Source organism: Halobacillus sp. AWH4_228 (genome assembly GCF_056158365.1).
Window position 1 is genome coordinate 3731212 of record NZ_JBSWTE010000001.1, and the last position, 21330, is coordinate 3752541.

Sequence of the window (21330 nt, forward strand, 5' to 3'; positions counted from 1 at the left end):
AATAAACGTTCTACAGATTTTTCCCTGATCATTTTAGTTTAAACGTCTATTCCTCACCTATGTTTACCACGTATTCCCACTTATTAATCCCCCTTTTTACATAGGAAAAAAGGAATTCACCTCCACCATCCCGAATGGAGGTAAAAACAAGATGGAGGAGGCAGTTTTATGGCTTTTACGTATGTATGTACTGGTTTCCCCGGGTTTCTGGCGGCTGAGCTGCTGAAAGATCTGTTCCGCACACGGAAGGTGGATCATGTTTATCTTCTTCACCTTCCTCATATGGAAAAGGAAGCACGAATGCGGCCGCATGACTGTCTGGAGGACCCTGCTGTGGAGGGCGGCCGTATTACACTGATAACCGGAGACATTACAAAGAAAGATCTCGGGCTCGACATTTCGACAGCCGAGGAGCTGAAACAGAACCTCACCCACTTTTATCATCTGGCTGCCTTATATGATCTGGCCGTTCCGCTGGCGCCTGCCCTTCAAGTAAACGTTCAGGGAACACGCGAAGTGCTCCGTTTTCTGCAAGGCTGCCAGCGATTGAACCGCTGTCTTTATTTCAGTACGGCTTATGTATCCGGAAAAAGGCAGGGAACCGTCTACGAGCATGAGCTGAAGCATGGAGACGGCTTCAAAAACCATTACGAATATACGAAATACGAAGCAGAAAAGCTGGTACAGGAGTATCAGCATCGTCTGCCCCTCACCATTGTCCGGCCCGGCATCGTCGTCGGTCATACGCGGACAGGATCGACAGCGAAATTCGACGGCCCTTACTTTATCTTGAATCTCCTGCATGCACTGAAGTCCCTCCCTGTTGTCCCTTATTTTGGAAAAGGTCAGGCCCGGGTGAACCTCGTCCCCCACGATTATGTGGTCCAGGCAGCCAACGTTCTCACCCACCTGCCGGACGCGGAAGGTAAGACCTACCACCTGACAGATCCCCACCCCTATACAGCAAAGGACATTTATCATCATTTCGCGTATCTGTATGCCGATAAACAGCCTCATCTGACGGTGCCGCTCCCGGCTGCCCGTCCACCGTTAAAACTGAAACACATCCGCCGAAAGCTGGGCATTCAAAAAGAGGCGCTCGACTACTTTGAAACCGCCGCCGATTATGATTCAGCCCAGGCAGAAAACGACCTGGCGTCTTCCGGTCTCTACTGTCCGGACCTCTTCTACTATACACAGCCGCTCATTCATTATTATGAAGAGCATAAAAACAACCCGGCTAAGCATGTCTCCATTCTGTAAGGATGTTTCAATGGAAAATTCCACAAAAAGAAACGGGAGGGCTTATCTGCCCTCCCGTTTTTCTCATTCTCCTGCTTCGGCCAGCCAGCTCTCATACAATGCTTCCAGTCTTTCATCAAGCTCTTGTTTTTCCTGTTCCAGCCTGCGCGACTCTGAAAGCGAAGCCACCGCCCATTCTTCTTCCAAACGAGCGGCCTCTTCTTCGAGATCCGTAATCCGGTCTTCCAGGGATGCGGGTTCTTCCACAGGTTCAAGGGCCGCCTTCTTTTCCGCTTCCTCTTTTCTTTCCTCCGGCCAGTGGTGCTTCGTATCTTCATACGATCCTGAACATCGATACCCTTTTCCATTTGCCAGATACATGGTTTCCGGAAAGCACCGGTTCAGAAAATGGCGGTCATGGGACACACCGATCACCGTTCCGGAGAAGCGGTCCAGCGCTTCTTCCAAAACCTCCTGGGATTCAATATCCAAGTGGTTGGTCGGTTCATCCAGGAGCAGCACGTGCAGGTCCTGCTGCATGAAGATGGCCAGTTTCAGGCGCATTTGTTCCCCGCCGCTCAAATGGCGGATCTTCCGGAAGACATCATAGCCGTAAAAAAGAAACCCTGCCAGCTGACGCCTTGCCTCTCCTTCGGTTACACGAATAGATGCGCGGTAATAATCAATCAGCCTCTGCTCTTGATCAGCCTCCTGCAGCGGATGTTGAGGAAGATAGCCCACCTTCATCCCAGGTGCACGTTTCATCGTACCCTCATCCAGCTGTTCTTCCTCAAGAAGCAGACGAAGAAGTGTCGACTTGCCACTCCCATTCGTCCCGACGATAGCCAGACGGTCCTGATAACGGACGTGCAGGTTGAAGCCCTGAAGAATCGTGGAATTCCCATAGGACTTCCCGCCGTTTTCCACGATGAAGACATCCTTCCCTGTCCGGTCTTCTGAATCAAGGGAAAGCTTCATCCGTTTTGGATCCATGACCGGTTTATTGATTTTCTCCATACGTTCCAGCGCCCGCTCCATGCTTTTCGCTTTTTTAAATAACTTCTCACTGGGAGGAGAGGCCTCGTTGGCCCACTGCCTCAACCGGCGGATGGCATCCCTCATTTTCTTGATCTTCTTCTGCTGTTCTTCATAATGGTGAAACTCGACCAGCAGCTTTTCTTCCTTCTTCTTTTCAAAGGTTGTGTAATTTCCTTTATAGGCTTCTATATTACCAGCATCAAGGTCATACATATCCGTAACGACCCGGTCGAGGAAAAAGCGGTCGTGAGAAATGATGCAGAGTGTGCCGGGATATTGCTGGAGAAACTCTTCCAGCCACTCGACCCCTTTGACATCCAGGTGGTTGGTCGGCTCATCCAGCAGCAGCACATCCGGCTTTTCCAACAGCAGCTTCGCCAGACCAAGCTTCGTCCTTTCCCCACCGCTCAACGTGGTAAAGGACTGATCGAGCAGGTGGTGGACCTTTAATCCGTGGGCGACCTGACGGATGGATGACTCCATTTCGTAGCCCCCTCGGTCTGCAAACCGCTCCTGCAGGAATCCGTATCGTTCTACAGCTTTCTCCATATGTTGCGGAATCCTCATCTTCTGTTCCAGCTCTTGCATCTCTGCTTCCATGTCCTGAAGCTCTTGAAAGGCCGAGCGTAGATATTCCCGGCCGGTTCCCGTCCAATGGGACGGCATCTGAGTCAAATATCCGATGGTTTTTCTTTTCTGGATAAACACATCGCCTCCATCAATCGGCTCTTCCTTCGTTAAGATCCGGAACAATGTTGACTTCCCGCTTCCGTTCCTTCCGACAAGACCAACACGCTGGTGTTCTTTGATTTCCATGTTCAAGTCTTCGAATAACACTTCGCCGCCCATAATTTTATAGATATGTTTAAGGGTTATGATCAATTTCCGTTCCTCCTAAAGACATTTTAAAAGCACAAAAAAAGCCAGAGGTCCCGTTACCTCTGACTTTTGTTCATGCATATTCAATCAGGTATGAGACATTACAGATTCCTATTCAGATGTCATTTTTGGACATACGTGTCCCGTTGACAGCTGAAATGTGAATAATTGCACGGCGCAGATAGTTCAGTTGATAATCAAGCGCATGCATCTGTAACATCTTTATACCCCCTTTGTCTTTAGTCTTACGTCTATCATAACGGATTGTCTGAAAATTGGCTACTCTTTTTGATGACCGGCATTTTTCCCGAGTTTCTTCAGCAGGTCAATCGCCGTTGTTTTCTCCTCATCTGTCAGGCCGCTCATAATAGATTCAATCTGCTGCCAGTGATCCGGAAAGATGCCGTGAAGCAGTTTCCTGCCCTCTTCCGTAATCGACGCATACGTAATCCGGCGGTCTGTCGGGCATGGGACACGCTTCAAAAACCCTTTCTTTTCAAGCTTGTCTACCACATACGTAATGCTGCCACTGGCAAGAAGGATCTTCTCGCCGATTTTCTGCAGCGGCTGATCCCCCTGATGGTATAGCAGCTCCAGTACACCGAATTCCGTCGGGTTTAATTCATAACGCTGAATATCGTCCTTCACTAAATCACCGATGGCACGCTGCGCCTTAGATAAGACGACAAACAGCTTCAATGATGGATCTTGTTTCTTTTTCAAGTACAATTCATGTTCGTTCATCCGGTTCGCCCATCCTTTTTAAAAGATAAAGATAGTATAAGTTTAACATTTTCGCACTGTCAATCAGGCACGCACGGATAAGTTTGAAGGCTTTTATAGATCAGTTGTCGTTCGAAGGGCGTTCGGGCCGCCTCCTAAAAAAGTGAAATGGGCCGGCAGCACATCGATTTGTGCAGGTGTCTCTGTTTTAATTTCGCCGTCCATATCTACTTCTTCATCCGTTTCCGTCTCAATGGTAATATGCTGCCCCTGACGATAGCTGAGGTCCTGGAACTTCTGATCGACAGATCGTTCCCTTCCCATTGCCAGCCACTCTCTGAATACAGCCAGGCTTGAATTTTTGACAATCAGCACATCAAACTTCCCGTCCTGCAGGTCGAGCGATGACATCGGAACTTTCCGGGTACCGATGAACTGCCCGTTCATAACAAGGATCATCACCGCTTCCCCCTCCAGTTTTTCACCATCGACGGTCAATGAAAAACGAAAAGGTTCGGATCGGTTCACTGTTTTCAATGCACTGATGAAATAACTGAGCACCCCTAAACGGTTTTTCTGGTTTTCATCGATGTTGAACGATGTCTGGGCGACGAGGCCGATGCCCCAGAAGTTGATGAAATACGTATCTTCTGTTTTGCCGGCATCCACCTGCAGTGCCTCCCCCTTCATAATGGAGGCAGCCGCCTGATCCAGCCGCTGCGGAATATCAAGGACACGGCTGAAATCATTGCACGTTCCGGCGGGAAGCACCCCGATCACCGGCCGCTTTTCCAGTTCCGCCATGCTGTTGATGCATTCATGGATTGTCCCGTCTCCCCCAAGGATTAGGAAGACATCGGTTTCTGGACCGTACGTCCTGCAGACGTCCCGAAGTTCTTCCAGCGAAGCCGTCTGGATTACACGCAGATCTTTGACCTCTTTACTGACCTCAGGAAGCACCTGGCTGAGTGCAGGTGTGATTTCATTTTCTTCTTTATTTCCGTTATATAGAAGTATCCCGGTTTCAAATCGCGGCATAGTATCCCTTCCTTCCTCCTTACATAATTGACGAAAAGCGGACCTTTGAAACGATTTCCTCTATTTTCATCCTACGACCTCCAAGCAAATCCTTTCGGCATCTAAGTAAATAGGCGGGGCATTCTCTATTTGGGAAAACCGTTGAGTTCCTCTTTTGGGCAAGGATCAGAAAAAATGATGAAGCTGTTTTTTCCATAGAGGACTTCAGGAAAACCTCATCGGCAACCCTGCTGTGTTACTCTTTATTCCTCCATATCTTCCATTGTACACCACTTCGTCTTCCACCTGGCGGCTTCTCTGTTAGAACAAGCCGCACCCATCCACCAAAGCAGATGGGTTTACGAATAGCCCTCTTTGTTTTATACTATATTTTGTTTAGGGGGCTAAGTAATTATGAAGAAACAAATGGATGAATCACTGGGATATCAGATTCATATGGTTTCCCATTTTCTAAGAAACGTATATAACGAACGGCTCGGGGAATATGGATTGACCCATGCCCAAGGCAAAGTCATCCACATTTTAGCCAGAGAAGGCGAGCAGCCACAGGTGGAACTCCAGAAGCGGCTGCATATCAAGCCTTCCTCTATGAACGGCGTTGTGGAGTCTCTCCTTAAATATGAACGAATATCAAAACGGCCGAGTGAAGAGGATAAGCGCACAAAACTGATCACTCTGACAGAAGCCGGCATGGAACTCCACGAAATGATCGTCACAACCATTAAGGCAATTGAAACAGAAGCTTTCGCTGACCTCTCTCAAGAGGAACAGCAGATCATGACATCCTGGTTGAAAAGAACCCAGGAACGCATAAAGTCACAAACAGCAGGGAGAGAAAACGAATGAAAGAACAAAGTCAGCGTTTAGGTACCCAGCCTATACCAAAGCTGTTGGCCAATTTGTCCATTCCGGCGATGATCGGAATGTTTGTTATGGCGCTGTACAACGTCATTGATACATTGTTCATCGCACGCGGTGTCGGGATTCTCGGAGTATCGGGTGTAAGCATCGGTTTCCCGGTTATGATGATCATTATGGCCATTGCAGCAGCCGTCGGTATTGGTGGTGCCTCCGTTATATCACGAAGGCTCGGAGCAGATAAAAAAGACGAAGCGGATCTTGTTTTCGGAAACGTCCTGATCATGATTGTCTTAATAAGCAGCGTGGGATTCATCGGCGCTTTCACCTTTTTAGAGCCGCTCCTTACCATTTTCGGAGCTACAGATAACATCATGCCGTATGCGAAGGATTATTTATTCCCGATCATGGTCGGTTCCCTGTTCTTCTCCTTCGCCTTCGCGACAAACAACATCATCCGTTCTGAGGGGAATTCCAGGTTTGCCATGATCACGATGATCATACCTGCGGTTCTGAACATCATTCTTGACCCCATCTTCATCTTCGGACTCGACATGGGCGTACAAGGGGCTTCCATAGCGACGGTCATTTCACAGGCGACGGTATCGATTGTTGTTCTGAACTATTTCCTTAAAGGAAAATCTTCCCTGACAGTCAGGAGAGCCGCCTTGAAGCTTCAGACGAAGATCATCAAGGAAATCATCACCATCGGTATGCCGGCGTTTATCCGTCAGGTGGCTGGGAGCGCAATGATGATCGCTATCAACTTGATGCTTATCAAGTTCGGAGGCGAATTCGAAGTCGGGGTCTTCGGAATCGTCCAGAAGCTGGCCATGTTCACCATCATGCCGATGATCGGTGTCCTCCAAGGTATGCAGCCGATCATCGGCTACAACTACGGGGCCCAGAACTATGAACGTCTAAAGGAAACCGTCAAACTCGGAATGAAAGTCGTCACCATCATTTCTGCCGGTATTTTCGTTCTCATGATGGCTTTCCCGAATGCATTGATGATGATTTTCACAGGAGATCAGGCAACGATCGAAACCGGGGCTCACGCCATCCGGATTATGTTTGCCTTTGCTGTCCTGATCGGCGCACAAGTCGTCAGCGGTGGTCTTTACCAGGCGCTCGGCATGGCCAAACCGGCGATGATCCTGTCTATGGCCCGCCAGGTGCTGTTCCTGATTCCGCTGGTACTGATCCTCCCGAATTTCTTCGGTGTCACTGGTGTATGGCTTGCCTTCCCGGCGGCCGATCTTCTGGCGTTTGTTTTATCCATGATCTTTCTTTACAGAGACCGATCCCTTTTCTTCAAACCGAAACGCGGGGCATCCAATTACGAAACGGCCCCGTCTTGATCAACAGCCCGGCGGCTTGACGCCGGGTTTTTTCTTTTTCTGCAGAAAAATCTGAATGAGCACTGCTTTGTTCTCCATCTTTTCCCAAAGATTCTCAGCAATGGATAGCAACCCATGACATTTTCCGTTAAAATGATACAGAGAATGCTATTTTTCACTGGTAAAGGATGAAGTGTATGACTTACTCGGTCCACTTGATCAAACTGTTTATCCGCCGTGATGATCATTTGTTCAAGCTGAATGAAGCAGAAAAATTGAAAAACGTCTGGAATCTATTATTCTTTTTACTCGCTCTCACTTTACTCACCTTTGTCTGGACGGCCTGGCTCGGCCTGGGTACCGATGCGATTTCCGCTAATATGACAGAATTGACCCGGACTGATTATGAACTGAGAAAAGCATGGTTCCTGATCGGCAGAGCTGCTTACGGGCTGCTGTTTTTTTTATTCCTTTTATTTATCTCTTCGTTTTTTTACTGGTTATTCAATCATGTATCCTACAAAAAGCTGATCATTCTACAAATGAACGTCCTGCTCGTTATGCTTCTTGAGCGTGTAACCTGGGTGCCGTTGATGGTCTATGCAGGAATCGACTGGTATGTATCACCTCTTTCCTTTGGTGTTGCAGCCTCCTACTTCACTTCCCTGGAGTGGGTCATTTATTTTTTCGGTTCCATATCCCTTTTCCAGCTGTTTATCATCTGGTACCAGGTCAAATGCCTTTCCCGGCTGTCCAGAACAAAAATCGGCTGGATCTGGACCGGCGTCATTTTCTGGCATCTATTGCTGTGGGCTGGAACCTCCGCCCTTGCCTATTACGATTTATATCTTCTTTACTTAATAAGGTAGGAAAGCCGCAGGTGGACATATTATGAAGAAAATTAACATTAAAGGAAGAATGACCGGATTGTTGATCATCGCTTTCATTACGACGAATGCCCTGTTGATTTATTTGGACGAAGATGACAGAGTGGACCGGAAATCCTATCTCCATACATGGTCACAGGCAGTTACATATGACCTCTTTGAAAGAGTGGAAACCAAAGGCGTCTTCACATCGCAGGAATCTGTCCCGGTTTACTTTGACGGAGCAGATGGTTCCTTCCAGCAGTTCCTCGTAAGCGAGGGGGACAAGGTGCAGGAAGGCGATGACCTTTATACCTATCAGGTTGAAGACTACACTGCAGAGGAATCCCGTCTCCAAGGAGAAGTGCAGCGCATTCAGGAAGAAATATCAGCCGTCGAGGACTATATCGATCAACTGGAGGCCTATGATATCCCTGATCCCTCATCTCCAACAAACCGTTCCACTTCTTCCTTTTTCGGAGAAGACAGGAATGCCTCCGAGGAAGAAAGCACTTCTTCCCCGGATTCTTCTATAGAAGCGGAGTACCTCAAAAAGGAGGAACTTGCCAGACAGCAGGCCGAACTTTCCAAACAGCAGGGGCTGCTTGAAATGGCGGAAGACCAGCTGGACCAGCTCCAGGAAACGGGAGAACAGATTACAGTCACCAGCCAGTTTTCAGGAACCGTCACCGATATCGATGAAGAACTCAACGCTCCTATCCTTACGATGAAGTCCGCCAATCTCGTATTGGAAGGCGAAATCCAGGAAGAAGACCGGACACAGGTGGAAGAAAACTTAACCGTTGAGATCTTTGTACCCGAGCTTGAACTGGAAACGACCGGAACGGTAACCCGGGTGGACGAATTCCCGGAACAGACAGACCTCGGCGGGAAGAGCCGGTATCCATTCATCGTGACACTGGAAGATGCGGATGAACAGCTTCTTCCCGGCTACCATGCGGAGATGCAGGTGATCACAGCGGAAGCACCGCAAGCCGTCGCTGCCCTGGACGGTGCCTTGACGACGGAAGAAAATCTGTACGCCTGGATCATGAATGAAGAGGGCATCCTGGAACGCCGGGAAGTGACAACCGGCATGGAGGAGGACGGACTTGTCCAAGTCGTATCCGGCCTCGAGGACGGGGAGTGGATGGCCGTTGCACCGAAGGACGAATTCCGTAACGCCTCTGTTTTTCTGACCTCTATGCAGGCGGAGGACCTTCCTGTCAAAGACCTGATGGAACTGGATCAGTCAACGATGCTCAATTACGGACTTCTCGGACTTTTATCGAGGTAGTCATACAAAGAAGACGGCCGCCCGCGGCCGTCTTCTGCTTGTAGAAAACCCCCGTGTTTTTTACTGCTTCAAGGAACCGGTCAAGACGCTTTGGCAGCCGGTCCATATCCCACACATTCCAAGCCATATGTATTGCATCTTTTACGTGTCCATGGGACGATAAAAGATAAATAAACCGTTGACTTTAAAGGGGGCCCACAATGAAATTAAGTGTATTGGATCAGTCCCCTGTTTTAGCTGGGACAGACCCACAGGAAGCATTAAGACAAACAACCGAATTAGCAAAATGGACCGACCAGCTCGGGTATCACAGGTTCTGGGTATCCGAACACCACAGCACCGGCAGCCTTGCGGGGTCTTCACCGGAAATCCTCGCCGCTCACCTGGCTGCTCATACAGACACCATACGAATCGGCAGCGGAGGCGTGCTTCTGCCGCATTACAGCCCGTTTAAAGTAGCTGAATCCTTCCGTGTTCTTGAGACCCTTCATCCGGACCGGATTGATCTGGGGGTCGGCCGGGCACCCGGAGGCCTGCCGAACATCAACCTTGCCTTGAATAAAGGGAACGTCCCCAATGTGGAAGGCTATCCTGCACAGGTTGAAGAACTGATCGCTTATCTGCATGGGCACGACCCGCACGGAATGGGGATACAGGCGACACCAACAGGCGAAACTGCACCACCGGTATGGATGCTCGGTTCCAGCGGGACGAGCGCGCGGGTGGCCGGAGAGCTGGGAGCTTCGTATTCCTTTGCCCACTTCATTAATGGCCGGGGCGGCACAAGAGCGATGGAGCGTTATTTCAACCATTTCACCCCTTCACTGCAGCAGACCGAACCGGACGCCAATGTTTCTGTTTTCGTCGTATGTGCAGAAACGGATCAGCGCGCCGAGTATTTAGCATCAAGCCTGGATCTTGCCCTTCTTCAAATTGAAAAAGGCGGAAGGCGCACCCACTTCCCTACACCGGAAGAAGCTCTTTCCCACTCCTACACGGTCTTTGAAGAGGAGCGCATCGCCGATAACCGTAAAAGGATGATTGTCGGATCGATCGAGCGGGTGAAGGAAGAAATTGAGGAACTGGCTTCCCTTTACCAGGTAGATGAAATCATCGTCAATACGATTGTCACTCCATTTGAGGAGCGGCTGAAATCCTACGAACTGCTCGCCGGCGCTTTTGAACTGTCCACTTCCACCACTATGACCTGAGGTCGTAGTGGTTTTTTTTATGCTTTTCTCCACTTCCTATTGATTTCCACTCTGCATGTGCCGATGTATATAGTTGTCAGACATCTCTTTCATAACGAAGGAAATGATGTCAGCGGATTTTATACAGAGGAGTGAAATAGTTGAAGCGTTCGACCTTATTTATCGTCCTATTTCTGTTTAGTTTTCTTATATCCGGCTGCAGCAGTGGTTCTGCTGAAGGAACGGAGGAGTCTGGAATCAGTGCAGGTCTGCTTGTCACTGAAAGCGGTCTCGGAGATGATTCTTTCAGTGACTCCGCTTTTCAGGGCCTTGAGCAGGCCCGCGATGAGTTGAATATAACGTTTGATTACCGTGAACCTTTTGACCAGAATTATGAAGCTCATGCCCGCGATCTGATTGAACAGGGGCACGATGTCATTATCGGTCTCGGGTATAACTCACAGCCGGCTGTCGATCAGCTGGCCGCCGAATTCCCTGACCAGGATTTCGTTTTGATTGATGCCGTTTCTGATCAGCCCAATGTATCATCCATCACTTTTAAGGAAGATGAAGGAAGCTACCTGATCGGTTTCATTGCCGGCATGAAATCCAAAAGTGGTGTCGTAGGATTCATTGGAGGAGAAAACATTCCTGTCGTAAACCGGTTTGAAGAGGGATTCACAAAAGGAGTTCTGGAAGCCGCTCCCGACGCCGAAATATTGGTCAGCTATGCAGATACCTTTGATGATGACCACAAAGGCGCTTCTCTTGCGGCGGAGATGATCGATCAGGACGCCGATTATATTTTTCCAGCTGCCGGCTTTACAGGTATTGGCGTTCTGAAGGAAGCTGAAAAACAGGACATCTACGCTTTCGGAGTGGATAGTGATCAATTTTATACGGCGGAAGAATCCGTCGTGACATCCATGCTTAAAAACGTCAATGTCGCCTTATATGGTGTGATGGAACAGTTGTCTGAAGGAGAAAAGCTGGACGGCAGCGCCCGTACACTCGGGCTTGAGGAAAACGGTGTGGGTCTTGCCCCCATCCGCCTGATCGATTTAAACGATCAGGAAGAGAAAACGCTCCAAAAAGCTATGGGGCAGTAAAACGAGGAGGAAAACAAATGAGTATCAGCCGCAGACTATTTGTCATGACTTTGCTGCCTCTGGTGTTGTGTATTATTTTAATCGGTGTGATTGTGTATCAAATGATCGGATTACAGCGCTCTACGAATGAAGATATTCAGGTGCTCCTTGATGGTAAGGAGCTTCACGGACAGCTCGTCCGTGTAGAACAGGCCTTGACGACATATGGCTACAACCCTTCCGAAGCTTCCAAGCAGGAAGCCTTCACCCAGGTGCAGCAGACGAGGCAGCTGTTTCAGACGGTGGAGCCGCTCATTGTCACCGATACACAGCGGCAGTGGTTTGACCAGGCCCAGGCGAAATTCAACGATTGGGAGAGCCTGGCCACGGAAGCATTGAATACCGATGACACGAATGAGATTCAGCGGCAGGCATCACGGACAGCCGGGTTAATCAATGATGTGTACATGCTTCAGCGGGAATCACAGGCATGGTATGAAAACAAAATGGAGGCACAGCAACAGACGATCGGTCAGTTGATTCTGTTCACCATCATTGCGGCCGTTATCTTAATTATCGGCACCTTGTACTCCACCTTCCGCCTGACCGCACATATCGCCCGCCCCGTCCGCCAGCTGGCCGCCCAGGCTGCTGATGTGGCCGGAGGGAACTTGACAGTGAACATCGAAGACGATCCGAAGAAAAACGATGAAATCGGACAACTGACCCAATCCTTCCGTGTCATGGTGGAGAATCTTCAGGAAACGGTTCAGTCCGTAGACGAAATCGGACAGAGCGTCAAAACGTTCAGTTCCAGGTTGAATCAGGAAATGAACGGCCTTTCGGAAATATCCAGCCAGGTGGCTCATTCAACGGATGAACTGGCTCAGGGGAGCCAGTCGATCTCCAACGACGTTCAGGATGCCGCTGTATTGATGGAGGATCTGGACGACCGCTTTGCGAAGAACCGTCATGACGGACAAGAATCCAGGGAAATCAGTACACAAGCCCTTCATTCTGTTGAGGAAGGACAGAACAGTCTGATGAATCAGCGGACCTTGATGGATCAAAATACGGCTTCTTTAGCAAAAGTCGAAACATCGGTGCACCAATTCATCCAATACACTGATCAAATTGAATCGACCGTACACCTTGTGAACGATATCGCCAGCCAGACCAACCTGCTTGCCTTGAATGCAGCCATTGAAGCTGCACGTGCAGGAGAGCATGGAAAAGGATTTGCCGTTGTCGCAGAGGAAGTGCGCAAATTGGCCGATCAATCCACCGCTGCAACAGCAGACATCTCCGATATGGTGTCACAAATCCGGAGCGGCGTGGATACGATCCGCCGGGAAATGACAGAAACTGTCCAGGTGACAGAGCAGCAGAACACGTCTGTGTCTGCATCAAAAGCCGCCTTTGACCAGATCAGTACGTATGTCCATACGATCGACCAGCACCTCGAAGCCCTCGTACAGGGACTCGATCAGTCCCGTCACCAGAGCACAAATGTTCATGCGGCTTTTGAAAACGTAAGCAGTGTCATCCAGCAGACCGCAGCAGGAACCGAGGAAATCTCGGCTTCTACGGTGGAGCAGCAGTCCGCCTTCCAGCAGCTGCTATTGGAAAGTGAACAGTTGGAAACGATGATCGGCCAATTGAATGAACAAATCCAGCAGTTTCAATGGCAGAAGGAACCGGAAACGACTCCCCCACATGCCGATGAGGAAAACATCACCGCTTCAGCTTCCTGAAGCGGTGTTTTTTTACCGCCGCTTCGGACGGCCGGCAGGACGCTCAAGGGAGCGCAGGTCTTCATCTACATTCATGACCTTCTGTTCCACCATCCGTCGGGCATCCTCCACTCCTTTGTTATAAAAGAAAGGCCCCATTTCCTCTGCCATCTGATGAACCCATTGATCGGCCGCCAAATCGCCAATGACCTCCCCACGTTCAAGCTCAAACCACTCTTTAATACGTTCAGCCATGTATTCCTGTTGTTCTTTCTTCAACTTCACAACCATCCCCCCTTTTCCCTCTATCCTATCACACCATCCCGGTGACACAGACCGCTTTATTCGGCTTCTCAGGACGGATATGGATGCAGACGTCCCGGAACCCTGCCTGCACCAGCATCGCCTTCATCTGGCCTCCGAGGATATGTGTGGTATCATCTCCCGCCCCCTCTTCGTGAGGACGGAGCGTTAAGGCTATTCTTCCGTTTTGGTTCATGTTTGTATACAAATGGGCGAGTATCTCTTCCGGATCTTCCCAGAAGGTGACATTGTTAACGGCATAGACTTTATCCATCGCACGGTGGAAATGGACCAGGTCTTCAGCCTGCCCGTGAATGACACCCACCTGCGCAGCATTATTGAAGCTCCGCCATTTATGCAGCACCGTTTCGACCATCACCTCGGATGGATCCAAGGCGTAAAGGTGGAGTCCCTGGATTCTGGATGCCTGCTCTAACGCTTCTCCTGCTCCACATCCGATTTCAAGAACTTCCTCTTCTTTCTGCAGATCCAGAAACGATAGTGTCCACGCGTTCAGCTTTTCATTTTCTTTTTCCATAAAACGTCCGGCAAGCTTCCCCATCCAGCCGGACGGCCTTGCGAAATGTTGATACAGCATCGGTTCCCTCTCCTTCCTTTCCCGCTTCTTGTACCCGTCTTCAAGAACAGGTATGCCTATTGGTGAAAAGGGTTTAGTTTCCTTCCCGGGCGTTTGTTTGTATGATAGATGACAGAGACCTGTACTTATTTTTTTATAAAATGATCCTAAGGGGGAAAATCATGAAAAAGTGGAGCATTCTTATGCTGCTGATCACACTAGTACTGGCTGCCTGCAGTGGCGGCGGGTCCCAGGAAGAAGCATGGAAGGATATGTCCTGGGAAACCATTGAAGAAGAGGCCGACGGCACGGAGGTGCGTCTCTATATGTGGGGCGGCGATGAAGGGATCAACCGCTACATTGATGAATGGGCGGCTCCGCGCCTGAAAGAAGCACACAACATAACTCTGGAGCGTGTTCCTATGGATGCGGCGGAAATACTCCAAAAACTTCAGACAGAGAAACAGGCCGGAAAACAAGACGGCCCGATCGATGTGATCTGGATCAATGGGGAGAACTTTAAAAATGCCAAAGAAAACGAACTGCTGGCAGGATCGTTTACAGACAAGCTGCCTGCTTTCAATGAATATTACGACACAGATGATCCAGCTTTCCAGACCGATTTCGGAACATCTGTAGAAGGCATGGAAGCCCCGTGGGGCAAAGTCCAGTTCGTCTTTCACTATGACGCCGACCGGATCAGTGAGCCTCCTTCCTCTTTTGAGGAACTGCAGAACTGGATTCATGACAATCCAGGAAAGTTCACTTATCCGCGAGCGGAGGACTTTTCCGGGAATGCTTTCTTACGCCACGTCTTATATGCCAAGGCGGAAGAGCCATCAGATATTTATGAGAATCCCTTGAATGAAGCTGATATTCAGCCGGCGGCGGATCGCACATGGGCTTATCTCAAGGATATTCAGCCGGATTTATGGCGTTCCGGTGATCACTACCCGAATGACTTAACAGAGCTGGATCGTTTATATAGTCAAGGAGAAGTCTTGATGACGATGGGCTACAATGAGTCCCGTGCGGAATCCTTGGTCGCTGATGGGGTGTTCCCGGAATCCACCCGTTCGTTCGTCCTGGAACCAGGTTCTATTGGAAATACACACTTTTTGAGCATTCCCTTCAATAGTTCCAATCCGCCCGGAGCGCTGGCTGCCATTAACTTCCTGCTTTCACCGGAAGCCCAGCTGGCCAAATTCAAGCCGGATTACTGGGGGGAAAACACCACGATCAGCATAGATCAACTACCCGAAGATATGAAACAGCAATTTGAAGCGGTGGATAGAGGAGACAGCGTTCTTTCCACAGAAAAGCTGGAGGAAAGCTTTCTCCCTGAATCAGAAGCCGCCTACGTCGAATGGATGAAAGAGCAGTGGTTTGATGAAGTCGTTCAACCTTAAACATTCTCTCCTTTTCCTGCCGGCTGTCCTGTTTATGCTCCTTCCTCTTTACGGGCTCCTGACAGCTGTCTTGAACAGCTTTGGCCGGCACAGAGGATGGACACTGGACTATTACCGGCAGATCTTTGAATCCAACCGTTTTGTCACGTCTCTTGTTTTCAGCCTGCAGACAGCCTTGATCGCCACCCTGTTGTCCATTCTTATCGGGATCGCTTTCACACGCAGTTTTTATCCCATCCTGGAAAAAATGGCACCAAGGGTGAGTGTATGGATTCCGATGCTGTTCCCGCACTTTGTCTGGGGCTACATGGTCATTCTCCTTCTTTCAGAAACCGGAGTGGCCGCTCAGCTGTTCACGGCTGCCGGATGGATTTCTGACCCGCAGCAATTTCCGATACTCACAAGGGACCCGAACGGAATCGGCATCATCTTAACCTATGTATGGAAAGAGGTTCCCCTTGTCATCTTGATGCTGCTGCCGGTCTATGCCTCGATCCGGCCGGAATACTATGCACTCATCGATACACTTGGGGGGTCGGTTTGGAACAGAATCACAGCGGTTGAACTGCCTCACCTGCTTCCGGTTCTGATGGAGACAAGCCTGATCATTTTCTCATTCACCTTATCGGCTTATGAAGTACCTGCTCTGTTGGGAACCACGTTTCCGGAGATGGTCTCCGTACTCAGCTATGACTGGTTTTACGGAAGCTCCTGGCAGAAACGTCCACTGGCGTTTGCCGCTATGGTCAGCATCAGCCTCGTCCTGCTGGTTCTGTCCTTTATCGGATACGGGTACTTAAGCAAAGCCAGATGGAGAGCTATGAGAGGAAGTCGTTCATGAAGCAGAATTCACGTTTATTTTTAGTGCTTACGCTCCTGTTTTTCCTTATACCGCTCCTCATACTGGCCGCTCAGAGCTTCAGTGCGCCGTGGCGGTTTCAAACAGGCGCCGGACTGGACTGGGAGCTTCGCAGCTATGAACAGCTGCTGCAGAACCCGATGCTCTGGAAAGCTACATTCACATCGATATGGATCGGATTCATCGTCCTGCTCCTGAATGTATTGATCGGTGTGTCCACCGGCAAAGCGCTCGCCACCGTCCCATTGAAAGGAAAACCCTGGGTGGAGGCTTTACTGCTGTCACCGATTCTTATCCCGGTCCTTGCGATCGCCATGGGGCTCCACATCTTTATGATCCGTGCCGGATTGGCGGATACAGCACTTGGTGTCATCATCATCCACCTTGTACCGACCGTCCCTTACAGCATTAAAGTATTTCACAACAGTTACCAGCAGATTGGACGGGCGATGCTTGAGCAGCCTCACATCCTCGGTGCCGGATTTTTCAGGCAGCTGTTCACGGTTGAGCTGCCTCTCTTGAAACCGGCGCTTCGAAGTGTCACTTTTTTAACCATTGTCATCAGTCTGAGCCAGTACGCAATCACAGCCGTTATTGGCGGAGGACGTGTGCTGACGCTGCCTCTCGTATTCTTTCCATTCCTGGAAAATGCGGATGCTTCCGTCATGTCTGCGTTTTCCCTCTGGTTTGCTGTCATACCCGTTGGGATGTATTTCCTGGTGGAAGCTGTCATCCTTCTGCTTCCCTACTCTCGCCTGCCTTGGAGGAATAAAAGATGAGCCCGACTACATTAGAAGTGAAGCAATTGAAAAAAAGCTTTCAAGAAGACCTGATTTTGAACGGTCTTTCCTTTCAATTAAAGAAAGGGGAAATCCTCAGCGTTGTCGGTCCTTCTGGAAGCGGAAAAACAACGCTTCTCCGTGTCCTTGCCGGCCTCGAAACCCCTACACACGGGTCCCTCTGGATGAACGGTAAGGACATTACAGCTACAAAAGCCAACCGGCGGGATATCAGTCTCGTATTCCAGCAGCCGCTTCTGTTTCCCCATATGACAGTAGAAGAAAATATTGTCTATGGAGCGAAAGTATCTAAGAAATATGACAAACAGAAAGTAGAGAGACTGCTTGAAGCGATTGGAATGAGCCGGTATAGAAATTATTTCCCTTCGGAAATCTCCGGCGGTCAGCAGCAGCGGACAGCGCTTGCCCGCGCCATGGCGACTGAACCGGAAGTGATACTTTTTGATGAACCGTTCAGCAGCCTGGATCCATCGCTTAGGCAGGACCTGCGCTACTGGGTCAGAGATTTCCTCGTGGAACAGAAAACGACAGCCTTGTTCGTCACTCATGATATGGAAGAAGCTATGATCATGGGAGACCAGATTGCCGTCTTTCAGGATGGAGAGTTTCAACAGATTGGAGAAGCATCTGTCCTTCATCATCATCCTGCCAATCAAAAAGTCGCTTCCTTCATGGGCGGCCACCTGATCCTGAATGAAAACGAATTTGTCCCACTGGGGGACATACAGCTTTCCCCGGGCTATGAAGACGGAGAGACACGCACCTTCCAAGGGCGGATGGAGCACCTGACCTACCAGCACGGACGTCCAGTGGCTCATATCAACGTTCCCGCCCTGGGCTCCAGAGTGGCGTTACCCGTTCAACAGGTTACAGCGGATACAGAAGAAGTCACTCTGCACATCCCGAATTCCCGCATTCAACGATTTGAGGTGAACCATCATGAATAAAAAAACTCTGCTCCGTTCGCTTTTGTTCCTGACGATTTTCATTGCGGCGGCCTGGTTTGCCCGAAGCCGGTTTAACGTCGATCCACAAAACATCCGTGCCTACATCCTGTCGTTCGGCAGTATCGGCCCGCTCATTTTTATGGGATTGTATGCCATCGGCCCCATTGTCGTCTTTCCAACCTCCGTGCTTTCCTTGGCAGCAGCCTTTGCCTACGGCCTGTGGCCGGGTATGCTGTACATTGTCATCGGAGCGACCGGGGCAGGAATCACCGGATGGGTGATGGGGCGCTTCTTCGGGGATTCCGTGTTGAAGTTCCATCAGTCCAAGTGGGCTTCTTCCATCTATGAGCGTATGAAAGGACAAGGATTTTTATATGTATTTGTCCTCAGGCTCATCCCGCTTGTCGGATTTGATATCCTCAGTTATTTATCAGGGATGACGCGGGTGAAACTGCCATCCTTTATCCTGGCCACAGTCCTCGGCATGCTGCCCGGCACATTCGCCTACAGTCTTGTCGGTACCAGTCTTGCCAGCGGGGACAGGACATTGATTTTCGCCGCGCTGAGCGTTTTTGCCCTTATTCTAGTAACGACATACCTTTTCCGGAATAAAGTACGTTCCTGGTTGAAGATTTAACCATAAGAAAAGCCTTTGAACCATCCCTCCTCGGCATACGGTTCAAAGGCTTTTTTATTTGTATTTCGCCATAAATTCACGATCGATCTTCTGCTTCAACTGCCATGCTTTGTGATTATGTGCATGCACAAGTCCATAAATCAAAAAACCTTTCCGATCTCCAGTGGAAAGAATATACAAAGCTTTCTTTTGAGGCACGAAGGCTTCCAACGGCTCGTGATGGAAGAAATTCTTTACGTTTTCCCATAAAACCGGTCCCTGGCGCACGGCATAAACGCCGCTTTTCGGGAGGTCAGGATCGGTTTCCAGCGTGACACAATCTCCCGCCCCGAACAAATAGTCATAGTTCTTGAACTGCAGTGTTCGTGACACAAAAGCAAAACCACGATCATCCACATCCAGCCCTGCCCGCGTAAATATGGCATCCCCGACAGCTCCGCCCAGCCAGAGGACACCGGTGTGACGGATCTTGTTCCCTCTGCTCGTCTCAATGCTGGAATCCGTGACGGCTTCCACCTCTTCATTTTCCCACACCCGGACACCTTTTTTCTTCAGGATATGCTTCATCCGCGCCCGGACCCATTTAGGAGTATCCGGCAGAAGAGGTCCTGAAGTAACGAGACGTACCTGCCCCGGCCGCTGATGCATATTTTTATAAGACTGGATGGAAAGGGCCAGTTCCGTTCCGGCCGCTCCCCCTCCGACAATCAAAGGCTGAGGGGTTTCCCGTAAATCCTTCATGCGTTCAGTGAAAAGGTAGTTCGGTTTAATGGACTGGGCGGCCGTATGCTCGACGGACTCCGGCAGGCTGCGTGAGCCGATATCAAAACTGGCGGCATCAAAAGGGTACACGCTCCCATCATGGCAGATGATCTTCTTTTGTTCCGGTCTGATCATCACAGCTGTCTTCTGAATCAGCTGCACTCGAGCTCTTTTCGTGAGTGGACGAAGGTCGACTCTCGTGTCTTCTTCTGTATAGATCCCTTCGGTAAAGCCGGAAAACATACCGGAATAATATTGATAGGGGGATGGTGTGATGAGGCACACATCCACATCAGGCAGGCCGTGTTCAGCCATCTGCTTGAGCACTTCCAAATGCGCATGACCGGCGCCGACAAGCAGCAATCGTTTGGACATCCTTCCACCTCCTTATAAAAAACGCCCACATGGAACCAGCCATGTGGACGCTCACCCATTATAGGCTTGCCTGTAGGAATTCCTGCACTTCTTCCGGCGTTTTAGCATCCGCACTGTGCAGATGAGCGGTCTTTTGACCATTTTGGAAAACCATCAGACTAGGAATGCCCATAACTTCGTACTTTTCAGCCAGTTCAGGAAGCTGGTCACGGTTCACATCGTACCAGTGGTAACCATTATATTCCTCGATAATCCCACCGATAAACATGTCCATGCGGCGGCAGTCCGGACACCAGTCCGCCTGGAATTTCACGATGACCGGCTGTTCACTGGCAATCGTTTCGTTAAATTGATCCACGCTTTGAATAGATTCCATTCCTATCAATCTCCTTTAAGCAAGCTCTACCCTCATGATAATCAAATCACGCTCAATTGTCTTACTTTCCGCTCACGGCTGCTAGTCCTTGTATTCCACACGACCGAGCAGCCAGGCAGCAAGCAGTCCTGCAAGGAAAGTGACGATACTGACGATGAGAAGTCCTGTCGATTCAGGAACCCCGGGAAAGATGACAAACACGGAACCGATCACAAGCCCGATAATGACAGCAAAGGTTCCGGACGTGTAATTTTCCAGGAAAAACTTCACGATTTTACTCATAGAAACCAAGCCAATCAGAATACCTAATCCGACCACGGCGATGATATCGATGCGGAAATCCGAAATGCCTGAAGTCACGGTTGTGTACACACCGATAATCAGAAGGATGAACGATCCGCTGATGCCGGGAAGAATCATCGCACTGCTGGCAATCCATCCGGAAAAGAACAGCAGCAGGTATCCGGACAGTGTGATTTCCTCCATTGCCGTCGTTTCCGATGTCTGGAAGATGGCCATGGAAGCCACCACAGCGGCACCCATCAACAGCAGAATATAGTGCTTCGCTTGAAATTTATTTTTCATGTCTGCTTTATGGGTCAAATAGGGAAGCACCCCGATAATCAATCCAAGAAAGAAAAACTGCGTCGGACCCGGGTAATGTTCAAACAGCCATTCAATGACGCTGGCCAGCAGCGCGATGGAAGTGACGATCCCAATACCGAGCGGCAGCAGAAACTTCAAATGTTTTTTCCATTCCTTACTGAAAAATCCGTTGATGGCCTCAATCAAACGATCATAAATCCCCAGAACTACAGCAATCGTGCCTCCACTGACGCCGGGAACAACATCGCTGGCTCCCATGAGAAGACCACGGTAAATATTTCTCCATTCCCACATGTTTCTTTACTCCTTTTTCACAGGCAGATATTTTATAGTCATTCTTTAAGCTTCCATCATACCTTGTCTTGAAGAAAAATACAAAAAGCAAAA

Annotated in this window: 21 protein-coding genes; 13 read left to right on the top strand and 8 right to left on the bottom strand. The window is 49.6% G+C overall.

Going from position 1 to position 21330, the window contains the following annotated elements:
• Positions 1-168: 168 nt before the first annotated feature.
• Positions 169-1263, top strand: a complete 1095-nt coding sequence (locus tag ACXADP_RS19235) for an SDR family oxidoreductase (RefSeq protein ID WP_474972240.1) — start codon at positions 169-171, stop codon at positions 1261-1263.
• 63 nt (positions 1264-1326) lie between these two features.
• Here the strand turns inward: ACXADP_RS19235 and abc-f are convergent, their stop codons facing one another.
• The 3 genes from abc-f to ACXADP_RS19250 form a co-directional block, all read right to left on the bottom strand.
• Positions 1327-3162: a ribosomal protection-like ABC-F family protein gene (abc-f, locus tag ACXADP_RS19240; protein ID WP_474972241.1), complete on the bottom strand. Its 1836-nt coding sequence runs from the start codon at positions 3160-3162 to the stop codon at positions 1327-1329.
• A gap of 276 nt (positions 3163-3438) precedes the next feature.
• Complete coding sequence (locus ACXADP_RS19245; RefSeq protein WP_474967179.1) at positions 3439-3903, bottom strand: MarR family winged helix-turn-helix transcriptional regulator; 465 nt, start codon at positions 3901-3903, stop codon at positions 3439-3441.
• A 93-nt stretch (positions 3904-3996) separates the two neighbouring features.
• Positions 3997-4920, bottom strand: a complete 924-nt coding sequence (locus ACXADP_RS19250; protein ID WP_474967178.1) for a YegS/Rv2252/BmrU family lipid kinase — start codon at positions 4918-4920, stop codon at positions 3997-3999.
• 393 nt (positions 4921-5313) lie between these two features.
• Between ACXADP_RS19250 and ACXADP_RS19255 the strand changes: the two genes are divergently transcribed.
• From ACXADP_RS19255 to ACXADP_RS19285, 7 genes are all read left to right on the top strand, one after another.
• Positions 5314-5766, top strand: a complete 453-nt coding sequence (locus tag ACXADP_RS19255; protein WP_474972242.1) for a MarR family winged helix-turn-helix transcriptional regulator — start codon at positions 5314-5316, stop codon at positions 5764-5766.
• Positions 5763-7139, top strand: a complete 1377-nt coding sequence (locus ACXADP_RS19260) for an MATE family efflux transporter (protein WP_474967176.1) — start codon at positions 5763-5765, stop codon at positions 7137-7139. Before ACXADP_RS19255 ends, ACXADP_RS19260 begins: the two co-directional genes overlap by 4 nt.
• Before the next feature lie 176 nt (positions 7140-7315).
• Positions 7316-7987: a hypothetical protein gene (locus ACXADP_RS19265; RefSeq protein WP_027956807.1), complete on the top strand. Its 672-nt coding sequence runs from the start codon at positions 7316-7318 to the stop codon at positions 7985-7987.
• A gap of 22 nt (positions 7988-8009) precedes the next feature.
• Entirely contained in the window at positions 8010-9281 is a 1272-nt protein-coding gene (locus ACXADP_RS19270) for an efflux RND transporter periplasmic adaptor subunit (protein WP_474972243.1), read from the top strand.
• A gap of 200 nt (positions 9282-9481) precedes the next feature.
• Positions 9482-10492 (top strand): LLM class flavin-dependent oxidoreductase, encoded by a 1011-nt coding sequence (locus tag ACXADP_RS19275; protein WP_474967174.1) that lies wholly within the window; start codon positions 9482-9484, stop codon positions 10490-10492.
• A gap of 140 nt (positions 10493-10632) precedes the next feature.
• Entirely contained in the window at positions 10633-11580 is a 948-nt protein-coding gene (locus tag ACXADP_RS19280; RefSeq protein WP_474967173.1) for a BMP family lipoprotein, read from the top strand.
• Between the two features lie 17 nt (positions 11581-11597).
• The gene (locus ACXADP_RS19285) at positions 11598-13313 is read left to right on the top strand and encodes a methyl-accepting chemotaxis protein (protein WP_474972244.1); all 1716 of its coding nucleotides are present in this window, start codon (positions 11598-11600) and stop codon (positions 13311-13313) included.
• Between the two features lie 12 nt (positions 13314-13325).
• Here the strand turns inward: ACXADP_RS19285 and ACXADP_RS19290 are convergent, their stop codons facing one another.
• Both ACXADP_RS19290 and ACXADP_RS19295 read right to left on the bottom strand, forming a co-directional pair.
• Complete coding sequence (locus tag ACXADP_RS19290) at positions 13326-13583, bottom strand: DUF2164 domain-containing protein (protein WP_206935767.1); 258 nt, start codon at positions 13581-13583, stop codon at positions 13326-13328.
• 22 nt (positions 13584-13605) lie between these two features.
• Complete coding sequence (locus ACXADP_RS19295; protein WP_474967170.1) at positions 13606-14193, bottom strand: class I SAM-dependent methyltransferase; 588 nt, start codon at positions 14191-14193, stop codon at positions 13606-13608.
• A gap of 161 nt (positions 14194-14354) precedes the next feature.
• Here ACXADP_RS19295 and ACXADP_RS19300 point away from each other — a divergent pair, with 161 nt between their 5' ends.
• From ACXADP_RS19300 to ACXADP_RS19320, 5 genes are read left to right on the top strand one after another with little or no spacing between them, the layout of a single operon-like run.
• A complete protein-coding gene (locus ACXADP_RS19300) occupies positions 14355-15581 on the top strand; it encodes an ABC transporter substrate-binding protein (RefSeq protein WP_474967169.1) in 1227 nt (408 codons plus the stop codon).
• Positions 15562-16422: an ABC transporter permease gene (locus tag ACXADP_RS19305; protein WP_474967168.1), complete on the top strand. Its 861-nt coding sequence runs from the start codon at positions 15562-15564 to the stop codon at positions 16420-16422. Before ACXADP_RS19300 ends, ACXADP_RS19305 begins: the two co-directional genes overlap by 20 nt.
• Positions 16419-17219, top strand: a complete 801-nt coding sequence (locus ACXADP_RS19310) for an ABC transporter permease (RefSeq protein ID WP_474967167.1) — start codon at positions 16419-16421, stop codon at positions 17217-17219. Before ACXADP_RS19305 ends, ACXADP_RS19310 begins: the two co-directional genes overlap by 4 nt.
• Positions 17216-18187 carry an ABC transporter ATP-binding protein gene (locus ACXADP_RS19315; protein ID WP_474967166.1) on the top strand — a complete coding sequence of 324 codons (972 nt, stop codon included), beginning with the start codon at positions 17216-17218 and terminating at the stop codon, positions 18185-18187. Before ACXADP_RS19310 ends, ACXADP_RS19315 begins: the two co-directional genes overlap by 4 nt.
• Positions 18180-18824 carry a TVP38/TMEM64 family protein gene (locus ACXADP_RS19320; RefSeq protein ID WP_474967165.1) on the top strand — a complete coding sequence of 215 codons (645 nt, stop codon included), beginning with the start codon at positions 18180-18182 and terminating at the stop codon, positions 18822-18824. The genes ACXADP_RS19315 and ACXADP_RS19320 overlap by 8 nt, the downstream gene beginning before the upstream one ends.
• A gap of 54 nt (positions 18825-18878) precedes the next feature.
• On the opposite strand, the gene ACXADP_RS19325 is transcribed toward ACXADP_RS19320, so the two are convergent.
• The 3 genes from ACXADP_RS19325 to ACXADP_RS19335 form a co-directional block, all read right to left on the bottom strand.
• Positions 18879-19961 carry an FAD-dependent oxidoreductase gene (locus tag ACXADP_RS19325; protein ID WP_474967164.1) on the bottom strand — a complete coding sequence of 361 codons (1083 nt, stop codon included), beginning with the start codon at positions 19959-19961 and terminating at the stop codon, positions 18879-18881.
• 58 nt (positions 19962-20019) lie between these two features.
• On the bottom strand, positions 20020-20337 hold the full coding sequence (locus ACXADP_RS19330) for a thioredoxin family protein (RefSeq protein WP_474972245.1): 318 nt from the start codon (positions 20335-20337) through the stop codon (positions 20020-20022).
• A gap of 81 nt (positions 20338-20418) precedes the next feature.
• Entirely contained in the window at positions 20419-21237 is an 819-nt protein-coding gene (locus ACXADP_RS19335; protein ID WP_474967162.1) for a DUF368 domain-containing protein, read from the bottom strand.
• Between the last annotated feature and the right edge of the window lie 93 nt (positions 21238-21330).

What these genes read in the sequence shown, in the direction of transcription:
- ACXADP_RS19235 (WP_474972240.1), top strand. Translation starts at nt 169, where the DNA reads ATGGCTTTTACGTATGTATGTACTGGTTTCCCCGGGTTTCTGGCGGCT.
- ACXADP_RS19245 (WP_474967179.1), bottom strand. Translation starts at nt 3,903, where the DNA reads ATGAACGAACATGAATTGTACTTGAAAAAGAAACAAGATCCATCATTG.
- ACXADP_RS19250 (WP_474967178.1), bottom strand. Translation starts at nt 4,920, where the DNA reads ATGCCGCGATTTGAAACCGGGATACTTCTATATAACGGAAATAAAGAA.
- ACXADP_RS19255 (WP_474972242.1), top strand. Translation starts at nt 5,314, where the DNA reads ATGAAGAAACAAATGGATGAATCACTGGGATATCAGATTCATATGGTT.
- ACXADP_RS19260 (WP_474967176.1), top strand. Translation starts at nt 5,763, where the DNA reads ATGAAAGAACAAAGTCAGCGTTTAGGTACCCAGCCTATACCAAAGCTG.
- ACXADP_RS19265 (WP_027956807.1), top strand. Translation starts at nt 7,316, where the DNA reads ATGACTTACTCGGTCCACTTGATCAAACTGTTTATCCGCCGTGATGAT.
- ACXADP_RS19270 (WP_474972243.1), top strand. Translation starts at nt 8,010, where the DNA reads ATGAAGAAAATTAACATTAAAGGAAGAATGACCGGATTGTTGATCATC.
- ACXADP_RS19275 (WP_474967174.1), top strand. Translation starts at nt 9,482, where the DNA reads ATGAAATTAAGTGTATTGGATCAGTCCCCTGTTTTAGCTGGGACAGAC.
- ACXADP_RS19285 (WP_474972244.1), top strand. Translation starts at nt 11,598, where the DNA reads ATGAGTATCAGCCGCAGACTATTTGTCATGACTTTGCTGCCTCTGGTG.
- ACXADP_RS19290 (WP_206935767.1), bottom strand. Translation starts at nt 13,583, where the DNA reads ATGGTTGTGAAGTTGAAGAAAGAACAACAGGAATACATGGCTGAACGT.
- ACXADP_RS19295 (WP_474967170.1), bottom strand. Translation starts at nt 14,193, where the DNA reads ATGCTGTATCAACATTTCGCAAGGCCGTCCGGCTGGATGGGGAAGCTT.
- ACXADP_RS19300 (WP_474967169.1), top strand. Translation starts at nt 14,355, where the DNA reads ATGAAAAAGTGGAGCATTCTTATGCTGCTGATCACACTAGTACTGGCT.
- ACXADP_RS19305 (WP_474967168.1), top strand. Translation starts at nt 15,562, where the DNA reads ATGAAGTCGTTCAACCTTAAACATTCTCTCCTTTTCCTGCCGGCTGTC.
- ACXADP_RS19310 (WP_474967167.1), top strand. Translation starts at nt 16,419, where the DNA reads ATGAAGCAGAATTCACGTTTATTTTTAGTGCTTACGCTCCTGTTTTTC.
- ACXADP_RS19315 (WP_474967166.1), top strand. Translation starts at nt 17,216, where the DNA reads ATGAGCCCGACTACATTAGAAGTGAAGCAATTGAAAAAAAGCTTTCAA.
- ACXADP_RS19320 (WP_474967165.1), top strand. Translation starts at nt 18,180, where the DNA reads ATGAATAAAAAAACTCTGCTCCGTTCGCTTTTGTTCCTGACGATTTTC.
- ACXADP_RS19325 (WP_474967164.1), bottom strand. Translation starts at nt 19,961, where the DNA reads ATGTCCAAACGATTGCTGCTTGTCGGCGCCGGTCATGCGCATTTGGAA.
- ACXADP_RS19330 (WP_474972245.1), bottom strand. Translation starts at nt 20,337, where the DNA reads ATGGAATCTATTCAAAGCGTGGATCAATTTAACGAAACGATTGCCAGT.
- ACXADP_RS19335 (WP_474967162.1), bottom strand. Translation starts at nt 21,237, where the DNA reads ATGTGGGAATGGAGAAATATTTACCGTGGTCTTCTCATGGGAGCCAGC.